Annotated in this window: 24 protein-coding genes; 9 read left to right on the forward strand and 15 right to left on the reverse strand. The window is 29.9% G+C overall.

What is annotated here, in order from left to right; translation table 11 throughout:
- Window positions 1–3: 3 nt before the first annotated feature.
- Together AEBR_RS00610 and AEBR_RS00615 are read right to left on the reverse strand one after the other, a co-directional pair.
- Window positions 4–615, reverse strand: coding sequence for a LysE family translocator (locus AEBR_RS00610; protein ID WP_129086010.1), 612 nt, complete (start codon window positions 613–615; stop codon window positions 4–6).
- Window positions 616–1,497, reverse strand: coding sequence for an EamA family transporter (locus AEBR_RS00615; RefSeq protein ID WP_129086011.1), 882 nt, complete (start codon window positions 1,495–1,497; stop codon window positions 616–618).
- Between the two features lie 131 nt (window positions 1,498–1,628).
- Between AEBR_RS00615 and AEBR_RS00620 the strand changes: the two genes are divergently transcribed.
- Both AEBR_RS00620 and AEBR_RS00625 read left to right on the forward strand, forming a co-directional pair.
- Window positions 1,629–2,513, forward strand: coding sequence for an AraC family transcriptional regulator (locus AEBR_RS00620; protein ID WP_129086012.1), 885 nt, complete (start codon window positions 1,629–1,631; stop codon window positions 2,511–2,513).
- Window positions 2,514–3,159: 646 nt separating this feature from the next.
- Window positions 3,160–3,774 (forward strand): LysE family translocator, encoded by a 615-nt coding sequence (locus AEBR_RS00625; RefSeq protein ID WP_128980528.1) that lies wholly within the window; start codon window positions 3,160–3,162, stop codon window positions 3,772–3,774.
- 9 nt (window positions 3,775–3,783) lie between these two features.
- On the opposite strand, the gene AEBR_RS00630 is transcribed toward AEBR_RS00625, so the two are convergent.
- A complete protein-coding gene (locus AEBR_RS00630) occupies window positions 3,784–4,266 on the reverse strand; it encodes a hypothetical protein (protein ID WP_128980530.1) in 483 nt (160 codons plus the stop codon).
- Window positions 4,267–4,417: 151 nt separating this feature from the next.
- Here AEBR_RS00630 and AEBR_RS00635 point away from each other — a divergent pair, with 151 nt between their 5' ends.
- Together AEBR_RS00635 and AEBR_RS00640 are read left to right on the forward strand one after the other, a co-directional pair.
- On the forward strand, window positions 4,418–5,194 hold the full coding sequence (locus AEBR_RS00635; RefSeq protein ID WP_129086013.1) for an OmpA family protein: 777 nt from the start codon (window positions 4,418–4,420) through the stop codon (window positions 5,192–5,194).
- A 3-nt stretch (window positions 5,195–5,197) separates the two neighbouring features.
- Window positions 5,198–5,599, forward strand: coding sequence for a hypothetical protein (locus AEBR_RS00640; RefSeq protein ID WP_129086014.1), 402 nt, complete (start codon window positions 5,198–5,200; stop codon window positions 5,597–5,599).
- Here AEBR_RS00640 and AEBR_RS00645 read toward each other — a convergent pair.
- From AEBR_RS00645 to AEBR_RS00660, 4 genes are read right to left on the reverse strand one after another with little or no spacing between them, the layout of a single operon-like run.
- Complete coding sequence (locus AEBR_RS00645; RefSeq protein WP_172658827.1) at window positions 5,592–6,041, reverse strand: low molecular weight protein-tyrosine-phosphatase; 450 nt, start codon at window positions 6,039–6,041, stop codon at window positions 5,592–5,594. The genes AEBR_RS00640 and AEBR_RS00645 overlap by 8 nt on opposite strands.
- On the reverse strand, window positions 6,032–6,760 hold the full coding sequence (locus tag AEBR_RS00650) for a carbon-nitrogen hydrolase family protein (RefSeq protein WP_129086015.1): 729 nt from the start codon (window positions 6,758–6,760) through the stop codon (window positions 6,032–6,034). The genes AEBR_RS00645 and AEBR_RS00650 overlap by 10 nt, the downstream gene beginning before the upstream one ends.
- Window positions 6,735–8,144 carry a phosphomannomutase/phosphoglucomutase gene (locus AEBR_RS00655; RefSeq protein ID WP_129086016.1) on the reverse strand — a complete coding sequence of 470 codons (1,410 nt, stop codon included), beginning with the start codon at window positions 8,142–8,144 and terminating at the stop codon, window positions 6,735–6,737. Before AEBR_RS00655 ends, AEBR_RS00650 begins: the two co-directional genes overlap by 26 nt.
- A gap of 16 nt (window positions 8,145–8,160) precedes the next feature.
- Window positions 8,161–8,715: a methylated-DNA--[protein]-cysteine S-methyltransferase gene (locus tag AEBR_RS00660; RefSeq protein WP_129086017.1), complete on the reverse strand. Its 555-nt coding sequence runs from the start codon at window positions 8,713–8,715 to the stop codon at window positions 8,161–8,163.
- A gap of 64 nt (window positions 8,716–8,779) precedes the next feature.
- Here AEBR_RS00660 and AEBR_RS00665 point away from each other — a divergent pair, with 64 nt between their 5' ends.
- On the forward strand, window positions 8,780–9,412 hold the full coding sequence (locus AEBR_RS00665) for a LysE family translocator (protein ID WP_129086018.1): 633 nt from the start codon (window positions 8,780–8,782) through the stop codon (window positions 9,410–9,412).
- 17 nt (window positions 9,413–9,429) lie between these two features.
- Here the strand turns inward: AEBR_RS00665 and AEBR_RS00670 are convergent, their stop codons facing one another.
- Together AEBR_RS00670 and trxA are read right to left on the reverse strand one after the other, a co-directional pair.
- On the reverse strand, window positions 9,430–10,662 hold the full coding sequence (locus tag AEBR_RS00670; protein WP_129086019.1) for a glutamate-5-semialdehyde dehydrogenase: 1,233 nt from the start codon (window positions 10,660–10,662) through the stop codon (window positions 9,430–9,432).
- A 109-nt stretch (window positions 10,663–10,771) separates the two neighbouring features.
- Window positions 10,772–11,089, reverse strand: coding sequence for a thioredoxin (gene trxA, locus AEBR_RS00675; RefSeq protein ID WP_128980546.1), 318 nt, complete (start codon window positions 11,087–11,089; stop codon window positions 10,772–10,774).
- A 135-nt stretch (window positions 11,090–11,224) separates the two neighbouring features.
- Here trxA and AEBR_RS00680 point away from each other — a divergent pair, with 135 nt between their 5' ends.
- Complete coding sequence (locus AEBR_RS00680) at window positions 11,225–11,581, forward strand: winged helix-turn-helix transcriptional regulator (RefSeq protein WP_129086020.1); 357 nt, start codon at window positions 11,225–11,227, stop codon at window positions 11,579–11,581.
- 3 nt (window positions 11,582–11,584) lie between these two features.
- Here AEBR_RS00680 and AEBR_RS00685 read toward each other — a convergent pair whose 3' ends face one another.
- Entirely contained in the window at window positions 11,585–12,562 is a 978-nt protein-coding gene (locus AEBR_RS00685; protein ID WP_129086021.1) for a YhdH/YhfP family quinone oxidoreductase, read from the reverse strand.
- Between the two features lie 127 nt (window positions 12,563–12,689).
- Between AEBR_RS00685 and AEBR_RS00690 the strand changes: the two genes are divergently transcribed.
- Window positions 12,690–13,025: a winged helix-turn-helix transcriptional regulator gene (locus AEBR_RS00690; RefSeq protein ID WP_129086022.1), complete on the forward strand. Its 336-nt coding sequence runs from the start codon at window positions 12,690–12,692 to the stop codon at window positions 13,023–13,025.
- Here the strand turns inward: AEBR_RS00690 and AEBR_RS00695 are convergent.
- The gene (locus AEBR_RS00695; protein ID WP_129086023.1) at window positions 13,022–13,708 is read right to left on the reverse strand and encodes an ABC transporter permease; all 687 of its coding nucleotides are present in this window, start codon (window positions 13,706–13,708) and stop codon (window positions 13,022–13,024) included. The genes AEBR_RS00690 and AEBR_RS00695 overlap by 4 nt on opposite strands.
- A 1-nt stretch (window position 13,709) precedes the next feature.
- Window positions 13,710–14,603, reverse strand: a complete 894-nt coding sequence (locus AEBR_RS00700; RefSeq protein WP_129086024.1) for an NAD(P)H-dependent glycerol-3-phosphate dehydrogenase — start codon at window positions 14,601–14,603, stop codon at window positions 13,710–13,712.
- 170 nt (window positions 14,604–14,773) lie between these two features.
- Here AEBR_RS00700 and AEBR_RS00705 point away from each other — a divergent pair, with 170 nt between their 5' ends.
- Window positions 14,774–15,217, forward strand: coding sequence for a MarR family winged helix-turn-helix transcriptional regulator (locus tag AEBR_RS00705; RefSeq protein WP_129086025.1), 444 nt, complete (start codon window positions 14,774–14,776; stop codon window positions 15,215–15,217).
- On the forward strand, window positions 15,207–16,337 hold the full coding sequence (locus AEBR_RS00710; protein WP_206732651.1) for an MFS transporter: 1,131 nt from the start codon (window positions 15,207–15,209) through the stop codon (window positions 16,335–16,337). Before AEBR_RS00705 ends, AEBR_RS00710 begins: the two co-directional genes overlap by 11 nt.
- A gap of 14 nt (window positions 16,338–16,351) precedes the next feature.
- Here AEBR_RS00710 and gatB read toward each other — a convergent pair whose 3' ends face one another.
- The 3 genes from gatB to AEBR_RS00725 all read right to left on the reverse strand — a co-directional run bounded on the left by gatB (window position 16,352) and on the right by AEBR_RS00725 (window position 21,532).
- A complete protein-coding gene (gatB, locus tag AEBR_RS00715; RefSeq protein ID WP_129086237.1) occupies window positions 16,352–17,776 on the reverse strand; it encodes an Asp-tRNA(Asn)/Glu-tRNA(Gln) amidotransferase subunit GatB in 1,425 nt (474 codons plus the stop codon).
- A 21-nt stretch (window positions 17,777–17,797) separates the two neighbouring features.
- Window positions 17,798–18,622 carry a peptidylprolyl isomerase gene (locus AEBR_RS00720; protein ID WP_129086027.1) on the reverse strand — a complete coding sequence of 275 codons (825 nt, stop codon included), beginning with the start codon at window positions 18,620–18,622 and terminating at the stop codon, window positions 17,798–17,800.
- 69 nt (window positions 18,623–18,691) lie between these two features.
- Window positions 18,692–21,532: an FAD-binding and (Fe-S)-binding domain-containing protein gene (locus AEBR_RS00725; protein ID WP_129086028.1), complete on the reverse strand. Its 2,841-nt coding sequence runs from the start codon at window positions 21,530–21,532 to the stop codon at window positions 18,692–18,694.
- Window positions 21,533–21,574: the final 42 nt, after the last annotated feature.

Raw genomic sequence — 21,574 nt, forward strand, 5'->3', positions numbered from 1 at the left:
ATATTAATCAAATATAAAAGGGATAATTGAAGTTATAAGTAAAAAAGCCATAACTATATTAAAAAGTTTTATATTGTTTTTGTTTTTTATAAATCTTTTTAAAACAACTCCACCTAAAGCCCATGCGTTACATGAAATGCTTGCAGATATACAAAATATCAAAGCTATTACAAAAACTTGCTCTATATTATTTTGTTTGGAACTTACAAATATAGATATAGCAGTAATAGACATAATCCAAGCTTTTGGATTAACCCATTGAAAAAGTGCAGCTTGTATAAAAGTAAAGGGTTTCCCCTCCTCTTTTATTTTTATATTACCTGTGCTAGTAGCTATCTTATATGCCATCCAACAAAGGTATAAAATCCCAACTATTTTTAATATTTTTAAAATAAAAGGAAACTTTTCAAAGGCTACACCAAGTCCAATGCCTACAAGTAGAATCATTATCGTAAAACCTAAAACTATACCTAAAATATGCGGTGTTGTTTTTTTATATCCAAATGTAAGCCCTGAAGATAAAAGCATAATATTATTTGGTCCAGGTGTTGTGGTTGCAGTTAATGTAAAAGTTAAAATTGAAAACAATAAAGTAAATGAATAAAAACTTTCCATTTATACTCCTTTTTTATATTTTATATATATTTTTTCACCAAAAGTATTTATCATTAAAGCTATTATTATAATAGTTGAAGCGATAAGTTTCATATCACCTATTTGTTCATTAAATATAAAATGAGAACCAGCAATTCCAAATATAGGTACTAGCAAACCAAGAGGAGCTACACTTGAAATTGGATATTCATGAATTAAACTATTCCAAATATAATATCCCAAAAGGGTAGTTGGATATACTTGAAAAGCTATAGAAAATATTCCTGTAGGATTTAAGTTCTCTATAAATTGCTCAAAAACTATCTCACCTCCTGTTAAATATGCCAATATAAATAAAGGTATTGGTGAAAATAATGATGCCCAAACCATAAATGAAAATAGATTTTTAGTACCTGCTACTTTTATTATTATATTAGTAAAACTTAATGAGATTGCCCCTATTAATACTAAGATCAATCCAATTATTGTTATTGAACCATCTGTAACACTTATAATTAAAGCTAAACCTAATAAAGCTATAGCAAAAGCTATTTTTTTTATAAATGAAATATGCTCATTTAACAGTAAACTTGCAAGTATAACAGTAAAAAATACACCCATTTGAAGAATAAGTGAAGCCATGCCTGCTGAGATTCCAAAATATATCCCTAAAGAAACTATCCCCCATAATCCAACACCAAATAAAATACCATAACTAAATATATATTTAAACTTTATATCTGGTTTTTTTATAAAAAATACAAAAGGGAAAGCACATAATAAAAATCTAATCCCAGAAAGTATAAAAGGATCAATATATTGTAGACCCAATTTTATAAAAGAGAAATTGATACCCCAAACAAAGGTAATAAATAGTGCTAAAAATAAATCGTTCTTTTTCACAGTAAATCCTTATATTTAGAATAATAGCATATAAAAAAGGTTTATTCTTTACAGATTATGTGCTAAAAATTATCTATTTTTGTTATAAAAATATTCATTTTATGTTAGAATATTTTTCATTAAGGAATATTATGCAAAAAAGAAGTACCTATTATAAAAATGTTCAAATAGCAAATGATACTATGTATTATATTTATGAATATATTGATAGTGATATAAATATAGATGAATTAGCAAACTCTTTTAATATAAGTAAATTTCATTTTCATAAGATATTCAAAGAAGTTATGGGATTAAATATATATGAAACTATCAAATCAATAAGACTTCAAAAAGCTTCAAGTTTACTTCTTACAAATAAGTACTCAACCATAACAGAAATAGCTAAAATGTGTGGATATAGTTCTCAAACCTCTTTTATAAGAACTTTTAAACAAAGATTTAATCAAACTCCAAAAGAGTGGAGAAATGGTGGATATAAAGTTTATTCAAATAATATTTTGAAAAATTCAGATTTTACTTATTATAGTAATAAGGATTTTAATTTTATTGAACCACAAATAGTAAAAGTAAAACCTAGAAAAACATATTATATAAGACAAAAAGGATATTTAAAAGATGAGGTAACAAGGGTTTGGCAAAAGATGCAGGCATGGGTTTATACAAACGCAATAGAAGATTATGAAGAGATTGCAGTTTATCACGATAATCCAACAATTACCCCTCACAGTGAGTGTTTTTATGTTGCAGGAGTTATACCAAAGGAGCTTAAAAATTTAGAAAATACTAATCTTCCCCATTTTTATACACCTGAGGCTTTATATGCTACATTTGAAACAAAAGGTAAATTGGGAGATATATTAAAATTTATTCAATGGGCATACCATGTATGGTTGCCAAATAGTGGTTTTGAAACTACAACAAACCCTTCCTATTCAATTTTCAAAAAAAACCATTTTTTAGAAAAAGATGGAGAGTTTGAGGCTACTTATTATCTTCCTATACAATATATTTAAGTCTAAAAATAAGATTAAAATAATTTAGTTTTTGATTTATTATTGTTGATTTATTGTATTTTTTTGTATTTCTTTGTTTTAAAAATATATTTGTTTCGTTTATATTTTTTCTACTTTAAAATTAGATTAATCCCTTGTAGTAATAAAAAAATTATAAAATTTTTTTTAAATAATGTGTAATAATTGTCACAACAAATTTATTTCTTAAGGATTACCCATGAAAGCATTAGCAGAAAAATATGAAGATACATTATACTTTTCAACATTTAGCATAGGATATTATTTAGCAGCATTTGCAGTATATATGTTAGTATTTTAATTGACACATTAATATTGTAATCAAATTGAAATACTCATTTAATAGAATTTCTTCCCTAATTCAATTTAAGGAGTAGAATATGTTAACTGAGAAATATTCTAATACAATACTTTTTTCATCGATTTCGTTACTTCATTACACAATGGCAGTTGGTATATATTTCGTTGTTATGTATTTATAAAATATAGCTACTTTACAAGATTATAAGTTGCAAAATTTTATTCTTTTCCCCTTCTTCTTAGCATAATAAGTTATTGCTATAAATTATACAAATAATCAATTTCCAAATTTAAAATAGATGATATAATTGCTTTTTAGGAGTTTATTATGAGCTTTTTAACTATATTAGCTTTTGCAGGAGCCATGTTTTTGCTTGCAGTAACACCAGGTCCAGGAGTATTTGCAACAGTCTCAAGAGCGCTTGCCTCAGGATTTACAAATGCAGCAATTTTAGTTGTGGGGATTATTTTAGGAGATATTGTATATCTTCTTATGGCAATTTTTGGTCTAAAATCGATTGCAATGTATATGGGAGAGTTTTTTATTTTTGTTAAATATATAGGTGGGGTCTATCTTATCTATTTGGGGTATAAAATATTAACTTCAAAACAAAGTAGCACAAATATAAAAGCAAAAAGTGAACTCTCATGGAAGAAGAACTTTCTAACAGGTCTTCTAATAACGCTTAGTAACCCAAAAGTTATTCTTTTTTATTTAGGTTTTCTACCAACTTTTGTTAATTTAAATAGTTTAAAAGTATTTGATATATTAATAATTGTATCTATAACTATTTTTGTAATTGCTTGTGTACTTTTAAGTTATGCTTATAGTGCAAGTGGTGCAAAAAAATTATTCAAAAGCAAAAGTGCGCAAAAAAAGATGGATATTGCAGCAGGATCAGTAATGATAACTGCAGGTGGAGTATTGATTTTAAAAGCATGACGAAAAGAGTTAAAACTCTGTTTCGTCGTGATAAAATTTGTTAACGCCATTAAAGCCTTCTAAAAAGTAAAGAAAAAAAGTTACATCTTTTATCTCCTCTTTTGTAATTTTACCTTTCATACTTGGCATTGTATCAAAGTGTTTTATAACACCTTCAAGACAGATTGTTTTTGCTTTATTAGGATTATATAGATAATCTATTACAAAATCCATTGCTTCATGAAGTTGGAACTCAATATCCTCTTTAGAGCCTATTTGGCTTTTTAATCTGTATGATATCTCATTTCCTGTAGGAGCTTTGAGTTTTAAAGTTTCGTTATTCTCCTCAATAAAATTTTTCATTAAAATATCTATTGGCATAGATTTTACATGGCACTCTTGACATTTTTTTTCAAAAACCTTTTCTCCCAATTCGTATCTTTGTCTATCAAATTCAGGCGGTAAAGCATATAAAGAGCCAAGAATTATAAACAGAAAAACAATAACTTTCATAGGAACTCCTTTTATAATTTAATTAATTATAAAGTAAAGATAATAGTTAAAACTGAGAAAAAATAATTAGATTAAATTGTTATTTTCTTATTTATTTATAGATTTTTGATAATTAATAAGCTAAAATGTACAAAAAACTAAAAGAATTATCATGGGCACAGAAAAAAAAGTAATATTTTTGGTCTTGTTGTTAATTGTTGTAATAATCTCTTGTGTTAATATTCATACTCCTTTGCTTCTTGCAAAACATACAAATGGAGTTGAAACTACTGAAGAGATAACAATAAACAAAGAAGATAAGAGTCAAGAGGCAGCTTCTACTGAAGAAGTGATAGTAAGCCAAGAGGAGCCTTCAACCGCTACTCAAGAGGTTCAAGTTGAAGTTAATGAACCAGAAAATAAAGAGGTTCAAGTAACACAAGATAATCCAGAAGATACGACAGAAAAAGTTATTAATGAAAAAGAACCAACTGAAGATCAAATGGAACCTTTGATTAAAACTGACCCTAGATATATTAGAGAAAATGATGAAAAACCAATTGAACAACTCTCAATTGTAACGCAACAGATTCAAATTGATATCAACAATTTTATAAAAGATAACCCAATTGTTTTTAAAAGAGCAAGCTATTCATTAAATGAAAATAGTATGAAAAGCATACAAATGATTGCAGATATACTTAAATTAAATCCAAATATTAAAATGGAAGTTGCAGGGCATACAGATGCTGCTGGAAAAGAGAAAGATAATAAAGAGATATCTTATGAAAGAGCAAGAAGGGTTAAAAACGCACTTGTTGATTTAGGTATTGATGAAGGAAGGTTGATTGTAAGAGGTTATGGAGAAGAGATTCCATTAGTTAAAAACAGTCCAAATGGTTACTCTATGATAAATAGAAGAGTAGAATTCAATATAGTTGAGGAATAAAAAGTGATAGAAATTGCATCTCAAATAGTATTTTGTCTGGTAATTGCAGCCTTTATAGGTTTTTTAATAGGTCTTTTAATTGGAAGAGCTTTTTGTGGAGATAGAAGAAATGTATATAACAGTGTTACTTCCCATGGTGGAGCTGCAGCTGGAAATATTTATAATAAACCACTAATTAGAAGTACTCCAAGACCAACAGGAAAAGATGACCTCAAATTAATAGAGGGAATAGACAAAGAGATGGAACAAAAACTTAATGTTTTAGGGATCTATCATTTTGATCAAATTGCTAAATGGAGTCCAAAAAACTGCCATTGGGTTGAAGAGTATTTTATACTTGAAGATAATCAAATTAGAGAACAAGATTGGATTGAAAAAGCTAAAAAACTCTCAAATATTAATTAATTTTACTATTTATTAGATTTTTTACACAAACTTCAATCATATTAAAGACTTTATCAAAACCTTCAAAACCGTTAAAGAAGTATGGGTCAGGAACATCTTGACCCTCAAAGCCAAAGTTTCCAAGTTTAACTACACTATTGCACCCCATTTTTTTTAGATTTGTAATATTACTCTCATCTAAAGCTACAATCAAATCGAACTCTTTAAAATCCTTTTGATTAACTTGTCTTGCCCTTTGATTAGAGATATCTATACCATTTTGTTTTGCTACTTTTATAGAGTTGTCACAAGGTTTTTCTCCTATATGCCAACTGCCTGTTCCCGCACTGTCACATCTAATATTTAAACCTTTTTGTTTTACATACTCTTTTGCAATACCTTCAGCAAGAGGTGAACGACAGATATTACCCAAGCAGACAAATAAAATTGAGTTTATCTCCATTTTTTCTTTAACCCTATATCTATATATTTTCTAATCTTTTTAACTTCTTCTATATACATATTGTAAGAGATAAGCTCTTTTTTGTCATCTCTTATCTCTTCTCCCCATGGAGTAATAACACCACTTCCTTTTGCCATATCATCATTTGCACTATTTGAAGCTAATACATAACATTGATTAGCAACAGCAAGAGCTTTTGTCATTGTCTCATAGTGCTCTTTCCTTTTTGCACCCCACATTGCTGGAACTAATATTAAATCAGCTCCTAAAACCTTTAGCCAATATTCAGGAAATCTAACTTCAAAGCATATTAATGCTGCAACTTTTAATCCATCAATATCTATAACCTTCATATTCTCTAGTTTACCTTTTGCAAAATTTTCAGGTTCATTTCCTAGTGGGAATAATCTATGTTTAGATTGTCTATGAACAACCTTTCCTTTATGGAAAATGTATAGAGTATTGTAGTAATCAATATCCTCTTTTTGCAAAAAGGTCATAGCAATTGTTTTGTTTTCAGAGAGTTTTTTAATTTTCTTTTTAATCTTTTGCATATAATCACAAGCTTCATCCATTCTATCATAACAAAAACCAGTTAAACATAACTCAGGAGCCAAAATAAATGAGTCATTTTCACAAGACTCAATAAGAGCCTTTAAATGTTTGTAGTTTGCTTTAAAATCATCTGTTGTTTTAATTTGTAGTGTTATTAATTTCATCTTTTGCTACTTTTATTAGATTGTTTATTTTATTTTCATACTCTTTTGTAAGACTTAAATCACTAGATTCAAATCTTGTAACTAATATAGGTGTAGTATTAGAAGCTCTTACTAAAGCCCACCCCTTTTCAAAAACTATCCTTACCCCATCAATATCTATAAGTTCAACTATCTTTGGAAAATCTTTTGGAGGAGATTTTAAAAGCTTTTTAAATTTTTCCATCAAAACAAACTTTTCTTCTTCTGTAGTTTTTATTTTTGTCTCTTCTGTTGAATAGATTTTGGGTAAAGAGTCTATTTGTTTATCTATATCCATTTTGTCTTTTATTAATTCTAATATTCTAAAGGTTGCATAAATTCCATCATCAAAGCCAAAAAATCTATCATTAAAAAAGATATGTCCTGAAACTTCAACGGCAAAGTCTGCATTTGACTCTTTTAGTTTCATTTTTAAATTGGAATGCCCTGCTTTGTACATAATAGCTTTTCCAACTTTATTTATTTCATCATACATTATTTGACTACACTTAACTTCCCCTACAACTTTGGGATTTTTGATTTTTTTAGCAAAAAGTATAGCTAATAGATCACCTTTTATATTGTATTTTTTTGTTAAAAATGCAACCCTATCCGCATCTCCATCATAGGCAAAACCATAGTTGAAGTTATCTTGTAAAGCATTTTTTAAATCTTTTAGATTTTTTTCTTCACTTGGATCAGGATGATGGTTTGGAAAAGTTCCATCAGGTTTACAATACAATCCCTTATAGTTTAAATTTAGTTTATCTAAAATTTGTGTCAAAACAGTGTCTGCAACACCATTTCCACAATCAATAACAAAACTATCTGAAAGGTTTTTTAGGTGTTGAAACTCTTTTACCATATAGTTTATATATAAAGATTTAACATCTATATCAAAGGTTTTGAGATTATCTTCAATTGCCATTTCAAAACTATTTAATATCTCATCTCTTAGATTATAAATATCTTGGGCAAAAAAGGGTTTTTTATCAAGGGTTATTTTAAATCCATTGTACTCTTTTGGATTGTGGCTTCCTGTTATCATAATAGAAGCACAAGGTTGAATTTTATTACCTTCTATATCAAAGTCTTGATAGTTTGAAAAATAGTTTATTCCTGTAGCAACCATACCCATATTTAAAACTTGGCATTTAGCTTTATTTAAACCACTACTCAAATATGAGAATAGTTTTGTAGAATGCTCTCTTGCATCATATCCAACTGCAATATAGCTATTTAAGCCATATTTAGAGAAAACCTTTTTACCAAAGTAATAGCCTATTAGTTTTACTGTATATTCATCAAGTTGACTATCTACAATGCCTCTAATATCATATTCCCTAAAAATAGTACTGTTTATCATTTCTTTCCCAAAAAAATTATTCTTTTATATCAAATCTATAGCTATCTTCTAGTTTTAGAAGAGTAACTTTTTTATCTACACCAGAAGAGTAACCACCAAGTTTTTTCCCACTTGCTATTACCCTATGGCAAGGGATAATTATAGCAATAGGATTTTTCCCATTTGCATTTGCTACTGCCCTTGTAGCTTTGGGATTTTTTAGAAGTTGTGCCTCCTCTTTGTATGAAATAGTCTCCCCGTAAGGAATTTTTTGTAAGATTTTCCAAACACTTTGTTGAAAAGGTGTTCCAACAAGTTGTAAAGGGAGAGTAAACTCTTTTCTCTTTTTATTAAAATATTCATCAAGCTCTTTTTGTAAACACTCAAAATATTTGTTATGTGCTGGAATTATCTCTGCATCAAAAAACTTTTTTAGTTTATCAAGATCTTTTTGTAGTTGTTTCTCCTCTTCACTATAGAAACTAAGAAGACAAATACCCTTTTTTGTTGAAGCTGCAAGCATATCTCCAAGGGGAGTTTTTATTACAGTTGTGGCAATAACATTTTTTGTTTTTGGTTTATACTCTCTCATCTTTTCCCCCTTATATAAATAAAATTATAACTAAGATATAATAATTTTTTCAAAAGGAAAGACAATGATAGAATTAACAAATCTTTATATGTTTATAATTGCTTCATTTTTACTCTGTTTAGCTCCTGGGCCTGATAATATATATGTATTGACTCAAGGTATAACAAAAGGGAAAAAAGCAGCAATAATTACAACATTAGGACTCTCTACCGGTATTATTATTCATACAAGTGCAGCTGCTTTTGGTATCTCTATAATTTTTAAAACTTCTGAGTTAGCTTTTAATATTGTAAAGTATTTAGGTGCTGCTTATCTTCTTTATATTGCATATCAAGCTTTCAAATATAGGGATGAACCATTAAACTTGGATGTGAAAACCCATGAAAAAGGGCATTTGAAAAAACTATATCTAAAAGGTTTTTTTATGAATGTTCTAAATCCAAAGGTATCAATCTTCTTTTTGGCATTTCTTCCTCAGTTTGTATCTGCTCAAAATGGAAATATTCCTTTGCAAATGATTCTTTTAGGTGTTATTTTTATGATATTAACAATAGTTACTTTTTCAGTAATTGGAGTTGCTGGGAATATTTTAAGTTCAAGATTGATACAAAAACCTAAGATAGTAAAATATATGAATATTATGACTTCATTTATTTTGGGAGGATTGGCTTTAAAATTAGCCTTTACTTCAAGATAGTAAGATAAGAGAAACTCTTATCTTACTTGACCATTCCCATAGATTTTATATTTAAAAGTTGTAAGATCATTTATCCCCATTGGACCTCTTGAGTGAAGTTTATTTGTTGAAATTCCAACTTCAGCCCCAAGTCCAAAAGCTCCACCATCAGTAAATCTTGTACTTGCATTTGCATATACACAAGCTGCATCAACTTCATTTAAGAATTTATTTACAGTTGTGTAGTTTTCACTAATTATTGATTCAGAGTGACCTGAACCATGTTTTGCAATATGAAAAATTGCTTCATCTACATTTTTTACCACTTTTATATTTAAAATGTTTGCCAAATACTCTGTATCATAATCCTCTTGGGTTGCACACTTTATATCTATATATTTTCTTGTAACTTCGCAACCTTTTAGTTGGGTGTTATATGACATAAAAGCCTCATACAAAGGAGGAAGAATATATGGTGCCACATCTTTATGAATAAGAAGTGTTTCCATTGAGTTACATACTCCTGGTCTTTGCACTTTTGCATTTATAGCAATTTGAATTGCTTTTTCATGATTTGCAGCCTCATCAATAAAAATGTGACATAAACCTTTATCATGTTTTACAACAGGTACAGTTGAGTTTTCACTAACATATCTAATTAGTGCTTCTCCACCTCTTGGAATAATTAAGTCCACATATTTGTCTTGTTTTATAAGTGTTGCAACACCCTCTCTGCTTGAATCTGGTATAAGTGATATTGCTTGTTCTGGAATTTTGTTTTTTGCTAATACATGTCTTAATACATTTGCAATGGCACTATTTGAGTGTTCAGCCTCTTTACCACCTTTTAAAACACAAACATTTCCACTTTTAAAGCATAAAGCAGCGGTATCAGAAGTAACATTTGGTCTGCTCTCATAGATAATACCTATAACACCTATAGGAATAGATACTTTTTGTATATTTAAACCATTTTGAGTAACCCATCCATCAAGAACTCTTCCAACTGGTTCTTTTAGTGCGGCAATCTCTCTTAGGGCATTTGCCATTGCTTCAACTCTTTCCCCTGTTAAAAGAAGTCTATCTAATAGTGCTTCAGGAAGATTGTTTAGTTTTGCATGGCTCATATCTTTTTCATTATTTGAAACAATAAAATCACAGTGTTCCATTAGAGCATCTGCCATTTCAAGTAAAACTCTGTTTTTTATTTCACCACTTAATGTGGCTATCTCTCTACTAATTTTTTTTGATTCTTCTAAAAATTGTTGCATGAAGTATCCTGATAATTATAAATTGGGTAATTTTATCTAAATTTTACTTTTTTTAAAAAGGAGAGTTTGTAGGAAGTTTATGGTAGTAGAGAACCACTACCATAAAAAATTATAGTTGCGCGTTTATTTTATCAGTTAATGCTTGTTTAGAGTGTGCACCTATTACTTGATCTACAACTTCACCATTTTTCATTATTAACATTGTTGGAACAGATCTTATTCCATACTTTACCGCTAAATCTTGTTGTTCATCTGTGTTTACTTTACAAATATTAGCTTTCCCTTCAAAATCCACTGCTAATTCATCAATTACGGGAGCAAGCATTCTACAAGGACCACACCAAGGAGCCCAGAAATCTACAAAAGATACACCTTTTTCTACTGTAGAGTCAAAATTTTCAGCTGTCAATTCAATATATCCTGCCATAAAAAATCCTTTCATATTTATTAATGGAAAAGATTTTATCTAAAAAGGTACAAAAAATCAAGTATGTACTAAAAAGTTTTATAGTTACCTTTAAGTAACTATATATTAAAATTTAGAAAACTCCAAAGGTATATAATGGAAAGTAAAAATTATAACTGTTTTTTTCAATTGGCAACAGATATTATTGGTGGAAAATGGAAGAGTATGGTAATTTGGGTTTTGAGAAAAGATATAAAAAGAAATGGTGAAATCAAAAAGATGATACCAGACATAAGTCAAAAGATGTTAACTCAACAGTTAAGAGAGCTCGAAAATGCTGGAGTTGTTGAGAGGCTTGTATATCCTATAGTCCCTCCAAAAGTTGAGTACAAATTAACCTCTGCTGGGCAAAAACTCATTCCTATTCTTGAACAACTTCATGATTGGGGAAGAGAATACGCAAAAGATAATAATATAAAAATTACAAAAGATCCAAACTGCGTATTAGAGTAGAAATTATTCTACTCTAACCAAATATCTTCCTACAGCTTCCCCTGAAAGTAGTTTTTTATAGGCATCTGATATCTCTTCTAAAGTGATTTCAGTTGTTAAACTATTTAAAGAGTCAATTTTAAACTCACTTGCTAGTTTTTCCCAAGCTTTCTCTTTTTTATTTATAGAGCACTCAACTGAGTCAATTCCTATTAATCTAACACCTCTTAAAATAAATGGGAAAACATTTGTATGAAGTTCAAAAGATGAGGTTAATCCACAACAAGTTGCAACCCCATCATATTTTAATACTTTAAGTGCCTGTACTAAAATATTTCCTCCGACTGTATCAATCATACCATCATATTTTTCACTACCAAGTGGTTTACTATTTTCCACATCAAAATCTTTTCTAAGTATTACCTCTTTTGCTCCAAGCTCTTGTAAAAATGGTATTTTTTCTTCTTTCCCTGAAATAGCAGTTACCTCAAAACCTAATTTGCTTAAAATAGCTACAGCAATGCTTCCAACGCCTCCTGTTGCCCCAGAGACTAAAATTTTTCCATTTTTTATGCCATTATTTAGTAGTTCATTTACACTTAGTGCTGCTGTAAGTCCAGCTGTACCATAGGTCATTATCTCTTTTGAGCTTAGATTCGTTGGAGTTTTTATTACCCATGAAGAAGGTACCTTTACAAATTGGGCATGACCACCATTTGTATTCATTCCCAAATCATATCCAGTAACAGTTACCCTGTCCCCTTTTTTAAACTTCTCATCTTTTGATTCTTCAACAATCCCTGAAATGTCAATCCCTGTTGTATGGGGAAAAACTCTTGTAACTCCTGGATTTCCTACAGAACTTAGTGCATCTTTATAATTAAGAGATGAATATTGCGTTTTTATTAATATTTCACTATCTTCTATTTTTGGTATCTCAAGCTCTTTAACTCCTGAGATAAATCTTTTATCTTCAACTTTTTCTACAACATAAGCTTTCATAAATACCCCTTTTGCCTTTTGATTTATTTTAAAACTTTAGCTAAAATAGTAACAAAGAACAAGTACTTACAAAAAAAACAGGTACTTACTAAAAAGATACTTTTATGGTGTTTTGGGAGAGTTTGTTATGAATAAAATTGAAGAATTTAATGAAAATGGTGAGAAGTGTCCAGTTGAAACAGCACTTGATATATTAGCAGGAAAATGGAAAATATTAATTTTATGGTATTTAAGAAGTGAAACAAAAAGGTTTAATGAACTTCAAAAACTACTTCCAAACGTTACTCAAAAGATGCTAATACAAAAACTAAGAGAACTTGAAAAAGATGGAATTGTACAAAGGGTTGTTTATCCTGTAGTTCCGCCTAAAGTTGAGTACTCATTAACAGATTATGGAATGAGTTTAAAACCTATCTTAAAGCAGTTGTATTTGTGGGGCGAGATACATAAACAAAAAGTTTAGGCTTTTCTTTTTATTAAAAAATAGATAATTGTACTAAGTCCTGCGCTTGAAAGCACCATAGTCATTATCATTATTTGATATCTTACAGCTATTAAAGGATCAACACCTGAGAGTATTTGTCCTGTCATCATTCCAGGAAGAGAAACAAGTCCCACTGCAAGTAAAGCATTTATTTGCGGTATTAAACAGGCTTTAAAAGCTATCTCCCTTGCTTTTTCAAAGCTCTCTTCTCTTAAAGACTCTTTTTCAAATCTTTCAATTGCAAGGGAGAGTGCATTCATTGTATTTGCAAAGATCATTCCTGATAGAGGAATAATATATCTTGGTTCATAGGTATATTCTAGCTTCAATACTAAAATTATTATAAAAAGATTTATAAGTCCTGCTCCCAAAATAGCTACAAAGATTTGTAAATAGTGTTTTTTACTTTTATCATTTGTATTTCTTAAGGCTATAAAAGATGAGACAATAATCATAAAAGTGATAATAAAAAGACCCAAATATATATTTTTATTCTCAAAAATAAAAATAAGAACATACCCAATAGCTATAAGTTGTACAAGCATCCTAAGGGTTGCAACTATAATCTCTGTTGAGTTGTTAGTCCACTTTTTGTAATAGTACCAAACTACAATCAAAGGAAGTAGGCTTAAACAGAGATTATAAAATGAGATATTCTGCATTTTAGTCGCTTATCAAATCTTTTAAACTCTCTTTTGGAGGTTTTCCATCTAAAATAAGTTTTACTTCTCTTGCAATAGGAGAATAAATAAAGTGTTCACTTGAGAGTTTATAAATAGCTTCAGCTGTTTTAACTCCCTCTGCTACTTCTCCCAACTCTTTTAGAATATTTTCAAGTTTCTCCCCTTTTGCAAGTCCTAATCCAACTCTATAGTTTCTACTAAGAGTACTACTTGCAGTTAAAAATAGATCCCCTGCTCCACTAAGTCCAATAAATGATGATTTTTTAGCACCAAATTTTTTTCCAAATCTTTGCATCTCCACAAGTCCTCTTGAGATTAGTGATGCCCTTGCATTATTTCCTAAATGTAAGCCATCACAAATACCACTTGCAATTGCCAATACATTTTTGTATGCACCTGCTATTTCAGCTCCTGTTACATCTGAGCTATAATAAACTTTTATAAAATCTGGGAAAAAAGGTTTGAATTTATCATATACTTTTTTTGAAGTTGAGTTTAGTACAAGGGCACAAGGAAGTCCTTGAATTACCTCTGCTGCAAAAGAGGGACCAGAGATAAAACCAATATTTTTTTCAGGAACATAATCAGAATATATTTCATTTAGAAATTCACCAGTTGTTGCCTCAATCCCTTTGGCTGCAACTAAGATTTTTTGTCCTTTTGTATATATGAAATTATTTTTTAGCCACTCTCTAATCTCTTGTGCTGGTATTGCAATAACCAAGTGTTGGCACTCAAGGGCCTTTTCTAGTGAAACAAAATTTTTAATATCTCTTTTTGTTCTTGATGTTATAAAACACTCTTGCTTTTGGCTAAGTGCAAAATGAAGGGCTTGTCCCCATTTTCCTGCACCAATAACTGCAATCTCTGCCATAGGAAACCTTTTTTAAAAACTATATATGATATTATCAAAATCTTGCTTTTTAACTCTTTTGAATAGGTTTAAAAAAGAGCTCTGTTTTTTTCAATTTATCCTTACAATTTTGTAAATTTATTTAAGTTGTTTATAAAGTTGTATATGCAACTATTTCATAAGGAGTTAATATGAAAAATAAATTGAAATTGTCTCTGCCTTTAAAGATATCACAAATTGCAAATAAAATAAATCAATCTCTATCAAAAACTCTAAAGGAGTTTGATATTGCCCCTGAACAAAGAGCAATTTTATATATGATTGAATCTGAAAGTTTAATCAATCAAAATGAGTTGGGATTTCACCTTGGAAAAGATAAAACTACCATATCAAGAACCTTAGATGTGTTAGAAAAAAAAGGTTATATATTAAGAAAATATGCAAAAAATGATAAAAGATCAAAGATTATAACCTTAACTTCATTAGGAAAAGAGGCTGTAAATGTTACTCAGCCTTCAATACAATATTTTAGAGAAGCTATACTTTATGATATTTCATACGAAGAGGTTGAAAAGTTTTTTATTCTTCTTGATAAAATATCTTTGAATATAGACAGGTATAATAGTGAAAAATAGATCATTTGGTAGAAATATTACAGTTTTATCAATCTTTTTAGCCTTTATGGGAATGGGTGTTGTTGACCCTATTTTGCCAGATATTGCTCTAAAATTGGGTGCCAATCATTGGCAAGTTGAGATGCTTTTTAGCGCCTATATTTTTATGATGGCTTTTATGATGTTACCTGCTGGTGTACTTGCCGTTAAATTTGGAGATAAAAGAGTTATGGCAACTGGACTTGGGCTTGTTGCTCTTTTTGCAACCCTTTGCTCTTTTGCAACTTCAATAGTAGATTTATCTTTATATAGGGCAGGTTGGGGCTTTTCAAATGCCCTATTCTTTGCAACGGCACTTATAATATTAATTGCACTTTCAAATGAGTATCATAAAGCAGTTGGACTATTTGAAGGAGCAATTGGTTTTGGAATCTCTGCTGGTCCACTACTTGGTGGTTTTTTAGGTGAACACTCTTGGAGGTTTCCTTTTTTAGCTACAGGAATATTATCTTTATGCGCTTTTATTGCTGTACTATTTTTTGTAAAAGTTCCCAATGATAACAAAAGAAAGAGTGTAAAACTAGAGGATTTAAAAGCACTTTTTACAAACAGAAAATTTATACTTATTTCTTTTTCTGCAATGCTTTATTTTTATGGTTTTATTGTAATTCTTGCATATTCACCTTTGGTTGTAAACTTAAATCCTGTGGAGATGGGTCTACTATTTTTTGGTTGGGGATTAGCTCTTGCTTGTGGTTCTATTGTTATTAGTACAAAGTTAGAGAGTTTATATGAGGTAAAACAGATAATTCCAGTAACCATACTAATTTTTGCTCTAATTTTATTTATTATTATGAATGTTGAATCAAAGGCTCTGATGAGTATGTTAATAATACTGTCTGGGCTATTATCTGGAATTAATAACTCTGTTTTAACCTCTTATGTAATGGAGGTAAACTTTGAAAAAAATATAATCTCTGGAGGATTTAACTTTTTAAGATGGATGGGAGCAGGAACAGCACCAATTTTATCTGGATTTATTGCAGGAAAATTTAATAATATGCATCTACCTTTTTTAGTAGCAGCAATTTTGTCTATAATCTCTTTTTTACTTCTTTTTTCATTAAGAAAGGCAAAGTAGTAAAACTACTTTGCTTATGCTAATCTCTCTTTTAAAAGAGCACTTACTTTTTGTGGGTTTGCACTACCTTTTGATATCTTCATAACTTGACCAACAAAGAAAGCAAACATCTTCTCTTTTCCACTTTTATACTCTGCAACTTTATCTTCATTTGCAGCTAAAATACCATCAATTATCTCTAATAGTGCTCCATCATCAGAAACCTGTTTAAGTCCAAGTTTTTCAATAACTGCATCTACCTCTTCACTATTTTCCATTAGATAATCTAAAACCTCTTTTGCAGCTTTCCCTGAGATTGTATTATCATCTATTCTAGAGATTAGTTTTGCTAAAGTTTTTGCATCAACAGGAGAGTTCTCAAGAGTAATTCCCTCTTTTAATCTACCTTGTAGCTCAACAGTTAACCAAGTAACTGCATTTTTAGAGTTGATACTCTCTTTCATCATCTCATCAAAATAGTTTGCCATCTCTAAAGAACTTGTAATTACTGATGCATCATACTCTTTGATTTCAAACTCTTTAACAAATCTCTCTTTTTTCTCATCTGGAAGCTCTGGAATTTTTGAGTATTTTTCAATCATCTCATCTGTCAAAATAAGAGGAAGCAGGTCTGGATCTGGGAAATATCTATAATCAGCCGCATCCTCTTTACCTCTCATTGATCTAGTCTCTCCCATATTTACATCAAAAAGTCTAGTCTCTTGAACAACCTCTTTTTCATAAACACCATCTTCCCAAGCCTCTATTTGTCTGTTAACTTCATATTTGATAGCTTTTTCAATAAACTTAAATGAGTTCATATTTTTTATTTCACATCTAGTGTAAAGTTTAGTATCACCTTTTGGTCTAATTGATACGTTAACATCACATCTAAAAGAACCCTCTTGCATATTTGCATCACTAATTCCAAGGTATCTTACAATTGAGTGAAGTTTTTTCAAATATAAAATTGCCTCTTCTGCACTTCTTAAATCTGGTTCAGAAACTATTTCAAGAAGTGGAGTCCCTGCTCTATTTAAATCCACATGAGAAACATCACCTGCATGGATATTTTTCCCCGCATCATTCTCTAAGTGTGCTCTTGTAACTCCAATTTTTTTGCTACTACCATCTTCAAAATCAATAAGTAGTTCACCTAGTCCTACAACAGGCACTTCAAACTGAGAGATTTGGTATCCACTTGGTAAATCAGGGTAAAAGTAATTTTTTCTGTTAAAAATAGATGTCTTGTTTATTACAGATTTAAGTGCAGTTCCCAACATAATAGCCTTATGAACAGCCTCTTTATTTAATACAGGAAGTGCTCCTGGTAAACCCAAGCAAGTTGGGCAAACATTTGTATTTGGCTCTTCTCCAAAACTTGTTGCGCATGAGCAAAAAAGTTTTGATTTGGTATTTAATTGTACGTGTACTTCTAAACCAATAATTACTTCAAACATTCCTGACATCTATTTCCTTTTTTATCTAATTATGTTAATCTCTGCAGATAGTTTCATTTTTTCAAAATAGTCTTTTAAATATTTTTGTTCTCTATCTTGCATTAAGATGTTAAAAATTCTATCTTTTACATCCTCAAATTTAAGTGTTTTTTCATCACTTTTTTCTGTTAATAAAAGAGTTGTATACTCTTTTTCCATAGTAAATATTGCTGTAAATTGATTTACTTCAGTTTGACTGATTAAGTATCTAATTTGCGGGTTCATGCTCTCTTGATTTAGTTGAACATTGCTTTTTGTTACCCCATCAATAGCAGCCATTGGATTATTCATAGCTGACATTAAGCTATTTCTATCTTTAGAAGTATATTGAACAGCTTTTACATTATTAGCTAGGTTAAACATACTTGGATTATTTTCATAATAGATTTTTAAATCTTCTTCTGTAGCAATTTTAATATTCCCTCTAACTAATTTATCAATTAGTTTTTGTCTAATGATTTGTTGTCTTGTTTGTTCTTCATACTTTTCATAATCATTAAATCTTTGTTTTACAACAGATTTAAAAGTATATAAATCCATTCCATTTGAAGCAGCTACTTTTTCTAAATAGTTATTAACATCAAAAAGGTCAGCAGTTATATTGTACTTTTTTATTAATTGATTAAACAAAGTTTCATCAATTAGTTCACTTACTGCTTTATCTTTCGATACATTTAGTTCAATCTCTTTTTTCTGAATATCATATAGAGTTATTGGATCATCATTTACAGTTATGGCGATACCATTTACAAACTCTCCAAATAGAGCAGAAATTGAGATAAGAAGGGCAACTATTACTTTTTTCATTTAAATCCTTTCTGTTAAAAACAGATATTTTACCAAATAAATAGTAAATATCTGTTTTATAAAAAGGAATTAGTGATTTTTTCTTTTTGTAACTTTGTCTATTAGATAAAAAATAGAGTTATAATCCAAGTTTGAGTGTTCACTAAGACCAATCTCACAAGTTTTAGAAGTAGAAAAAGCATATTTAGCCTCTTTTGTCTCTTCTTTTAAAAATCTAAGGGCAGAATCATTTAATTCAGGATAGGTAAAACCTCTATCTCCTGCAAACCCACAACATTTTACATTTTGAGGTACTATAACTTTTGTTGAGCACATATTTGCTAACTCAATAAATTTCTCATGAAGTCCCATTTTTCTTGAGCTACAAGTTGTATGTATAGTAATTGGTTCATCAATTTTTGTAAACTCTAACTCTTTTGTTAGGTGTTCAAGGGCAAACTCAATTGGTTCATAAATTTTTAATCTTGAACCAAAATTTCCAATCATTGTTTTTGTACATGGACTCATATCACATAAAATAGGATAATCTCCTTGTTTGCTTGCTTTTTTCAAAGCCTCTTCCAACTCATCAGATTTTATTTTTCCTTGATCTTTGTACCCTTTAGATGAAAATGGCATACCACAACAAAGTTTATCCATCTCTTCTGGGAATATTATTTGAAACCCAGCTTTTTTTAGAAGTTTTACTGTTAAATCAAAAAGTTCTTCATCAACTGTAGATTTACTATTTCTTCCCATACTTCTATTTATACAAGAAGGAAAATAGACAACTTTTTTCTCTAATACTTGCTGCTCAAATCTAGTATTAATATTTATACCTTTTGGCAAGTATGGAGTCCATTTTGGAAGGGTTCCTCTTGACCAATCTCTAAAAGTGGAAGCAATAGCTTCTAAACTAGAAGTACCAAGTATTTTATGAACTAAATTTACCCCTTTTAATCCTATCCTCATACCTTGTAGTGTAGCTTTGTAATTATTTGCAATTGCAGTTGCTATTTTATCTGCTCTTGGAGAGATTTGTTCTGCTCTTAGATATTTTGTCAAACTTCCCGTATCAATTTTTACAGGACAGGCAGTTGAACATAAAGAACAAGCGGCACAGGTCTCCAAACCATCATATTGATAGAGTTTTAAGTACTCTTTTGCCTCTTCATATTCTCCTGCTTCTTGAAGTCTTGATATCTCTCTATTTACTACAATTCTTTGTCTAGGAGTTAAAGTTAAATCGTTTGAAGGGCAGGTTGGTTCACAAAAACCACACTCAATACATTTATCAACTAACTCATTAGTTGCTGGTAGTGCTTTTAGATTTTTAAGGTGTGCCTCTTTGTCATCATTAATTATTACACCAGGATTTAAAAGGTTTTTAGGGTCAAATAAACTTTTGATTCTTTTCATCATAATATAGGCAGTTTTCCCCCACTCTACTTCAATGAAAGCTGCCATATTTCTTCCTGTACCATGTTCTGCTTTTAAGCTTCCTTGGTATTTTACAGCAACTTGATTTACCACATCATTCATAAAAGAATCATATCTTTTAACCTCCTCTTCTATTGAAAAGTCTTGGGTAAAAACAAAGTGGAAATTTCCTTCTAGGGCATGCCCAAAAATAAGGGCTTCTGTATAATTATGTTTTTTAAATAACTCTTGTAGTTCTAAAGTAGCTTGTGCCAAAACCTCTATTGGATAAGCCACATCTTCAATAATTACAGTTGTTCCTGTTTTTCTTACAGCTCCAACTGCAGGGAAAAGACCTTTTCTTATTTTCCAATACATTGTGTACTCTGCAACATCTTTTGTAAAATAGATATCTCTTACAACTTCAAATTCTTTAAGAAGTTTCTCTAATTGTTTAATCTGTTTGTCTAAAGCTTTGTCACTTATTGCTCTTGTCTCAATAAGTAAAGCGGTAACCTCTTTATCAAAATCTTTAATAAACTCTGGCATAGCTGGATCATTTTCAATACTTTTTAATCCTGCTCTGTCCATAAGTTCAACGGCATCAACAACAATCTTTTTTGCATCCCTTGCAAGTTTTAGTTTTGTAACTGCTTTACAGGCTTCTTCAACATTTTTAAAGTAGATTAGGGCACTTGCTTTATCTTTTAAATCTTCTACTGTTTCATAGGTTATCTCCTCAATAAAAGCTAAAGTTCCTTCACTTCCTATTATTAGATGTTGAAGGATTTCAAACTCATCTTCAAAATCTATTAAAGCATTTAAAGAGTAACCACAGGTATTTTTTATTTTAAACTTTTTCTCAATTTTTGCTCTTAACTCTTCATCTTTTTTAGTCTCATTAGAGATTTTTTTCAGCTCTTCTAAAAACTCTCCATGAGTAATTCTAAATTCGTCTTTACTTTTTTCATCTGCTGTATCAAGTTTTGTTCCATCTACAAAAATAAGTTTCATAGATTTTAGAGTTTTATATGAGTTTTGTGAAATCCCACAGCACATTCCTGAAGCATTATTTGCAGCAATTCCTCCAATCATGGCAGAGTTTATACTAGCAGGATCTGGTCCAATTTTTTTTGAATAAGCTGCTAAAATATTGTTTGCTTCTTGCCCTGTTAATGCAGGTTGTAAAGAGATATATTCTTTATTGGGTGAAACTTTAAAACCCCTAAAGTTTCTAGAAGTTACTATTAAAATAGAGTCACTAATTGCTTGCCCTGACAAAGAGGTTCCAGCTGCTCTAAAAGTAACACTAAGTTCTAACTTATTTGCAAGATTTAGTATCTCTTCTACCTCTTTTGATGTATCTGTTTTTATAACAATTTTTGGAATAAGTCTATAAAAAGAGGCATCTGTACCATATGCTAAAGTATGCAACTTATCTGTAAAAATTTTATTTTTATCAATAACTATTGAAATTTGATTATAGAAGTCTTGATATTTTCCTTCTAACATTTTAAATCCTTTAAATAATTTTTAAATTGTGAATTTATAAAT

Source organism: Halarcobacter ebronensis (genome assembly GCF_013201825.1).
Taxonomy (GTDB): Bacteria; Campylobacterota; Campylobacteria; order Campylobacterales; family Arcobacteraceae; genus Halarcobacter; species Halarcobacter ebronensis.

What these genes read in the sequence shown, in the direction of transcription:
- AEBR_RS00610 (WP_129086010.1), bottom strand. Translation starts at nt 615, where the DNA reads ATGGAAAGTTTTTATTCATTTACTTTATTGTTTTCAATTTTAACTTTT.
- AEBR_RS00620 (WP_129086012.1), top strand. Translation starts at nt 1,629, where the DNA reads ATGCAAAAAAGAAGTACCTATTATAAAAATGTTCAAATAGCAAATGAT.
- AEBR_RS00625 (WP_128980528.1), top strand. Translation starts at nt 3,160, where the DNA reads ATGAGCTTTTTAACTATATTAGCTTTTGCAGGAGCCATGTTTTTGCTT.
- AEBR_RS00630 (WP_128980530.1), bottom strand. Translation starts at nt 4,266, where the DNA reads ATGAAAGTTATTGTTTTTCTGTTTATAATTCTTGGCTCTTTATATGCT.
- AEBR_RS00635 (WP_129086013.1), top strand. Translation starts at nt 4,418, where the DNA reads ATGGGCACAGAAAAAAAAGTAATATTTTTGGTCTTGTTGTTAATTGTT.
- AEBR_RS00645 (WP_172658827.1), bottom strand. Translation starts at nt 6,041, where the DNA reads ATGGAGATAAACTCAATTTTATTTGTCTGCTTGGGTAATATCTGTCGT.
- AEBR_RS00650 (WP_129086015.1), bottom strand. Translation starts at nt 6,760, where the DNA reads ATGAAATTAATAACACTACAAATTAAAACAACAGATGATTTTAAAGCA.
- AEBR_RS00655 (WP_129086016.1), bottom strand. Translation starts at nt 8,144, where the DNA reads ATGATAAACAGTACTATTTTTAGGGAATATGATATTAGAGGCATTGTA.
- AEBR_RS00660 (WP_129086017.1), bottom strand. Translation starts at nt 8,715, where the DNA reads ATGAGAGAGTATAAACCAAAAACAAAAAATGTTATTGCCACAACTGTA.
- AEBR_RS00665 (WP_129086018.1), top strand. Translation starts at nt 8,780, where the DNA reads ATGATAGAATTAACAAATCTTTATATGTTTATAATTGCTTCATTTTTA.
- AEBR_RS00670 (WP_129086019.1), bottom strand. Translation starts at nt 10,662, where the DNA reads ATGCAACAATTTTTAGAAGAATCAAAAAAAATTAGTAGAGAGATAGCC.
- trxA (WP_128980546.1), bottom strand. Translation starts at nt 11,089, where the DNA reads ATGGCAGGATATATTGAATTGACAGCTGAAAATTTTGACTCTACAGTA.
- AEBR_RS00680 (WP_129086020.1), top strand. Translation starts at nt 11,225, where the DNA reads ATGGAAAGTAAAAATTATAACTGTTTTTTTCAATTGGCAACAGATATT.
- AEBR_RS00685 (WP_129086021.1), bottom strand. Translation starts at nt 12,562, where the DNA reads ATGAAAGCTTATGTTGTAGAAAAAGTTGAAGATAAAAGATTTATCTCA.
- AEBR_RS00690 (WP_129086022.1), top strand. Translation starts at nt 12,690, where the DNA reads ATGAATAAAATTGAAGAATTTAATGAAAATGGTGAGAAGTGTCCAGTT.
- AEBR_RS00695 (WP_129086023.1), bottom strand. Translation starts at nt 13,708, where the DNA reads ATGCAGAATATCTCATTTTATAATCTCTGTTTAAGCCTACTTCCTTTG.
- AEBR_RS00700 (WP_129086024.1), bottom strand. Translation starts at nt 14,603, where the DNA reads ATGGCAGAGATTGCAGTTATTGGTGCAGGAAAATGGGGACAAGCCCTT.
- AEBR_RS00705 (WP_129086025.1), top strand. Translation starts at nt 14,774, where the DNA reads ATGAAAAATAAATTGAAATTGTCTCTGCCTTTAAAGATATCACAAATT.
- gatB (WP_129086237.1), bottom strand. Translation starts at nt 17,776, where the DNA reads ATGTTTGAAGTAATTATTGGTTTAGAAGTACACGTACAATTAAATACC.
- AEBR_RS00720 (WP_129086027.1), bottom strand. Translation starts at nt 18,622, where the DNA reads ATGAAAAAAGTAATAGTTGCCCTTCTTATCTCAATTTCTGCTCTATTT.
- AEBR_RS00725 (WP_129086028.1), bottom strand. Translation starts at nt 21,532, where the DNA reads ATGTTAGAAGGAAAATATCAAGACTTCTATAATCAAATTTCAATAGTT.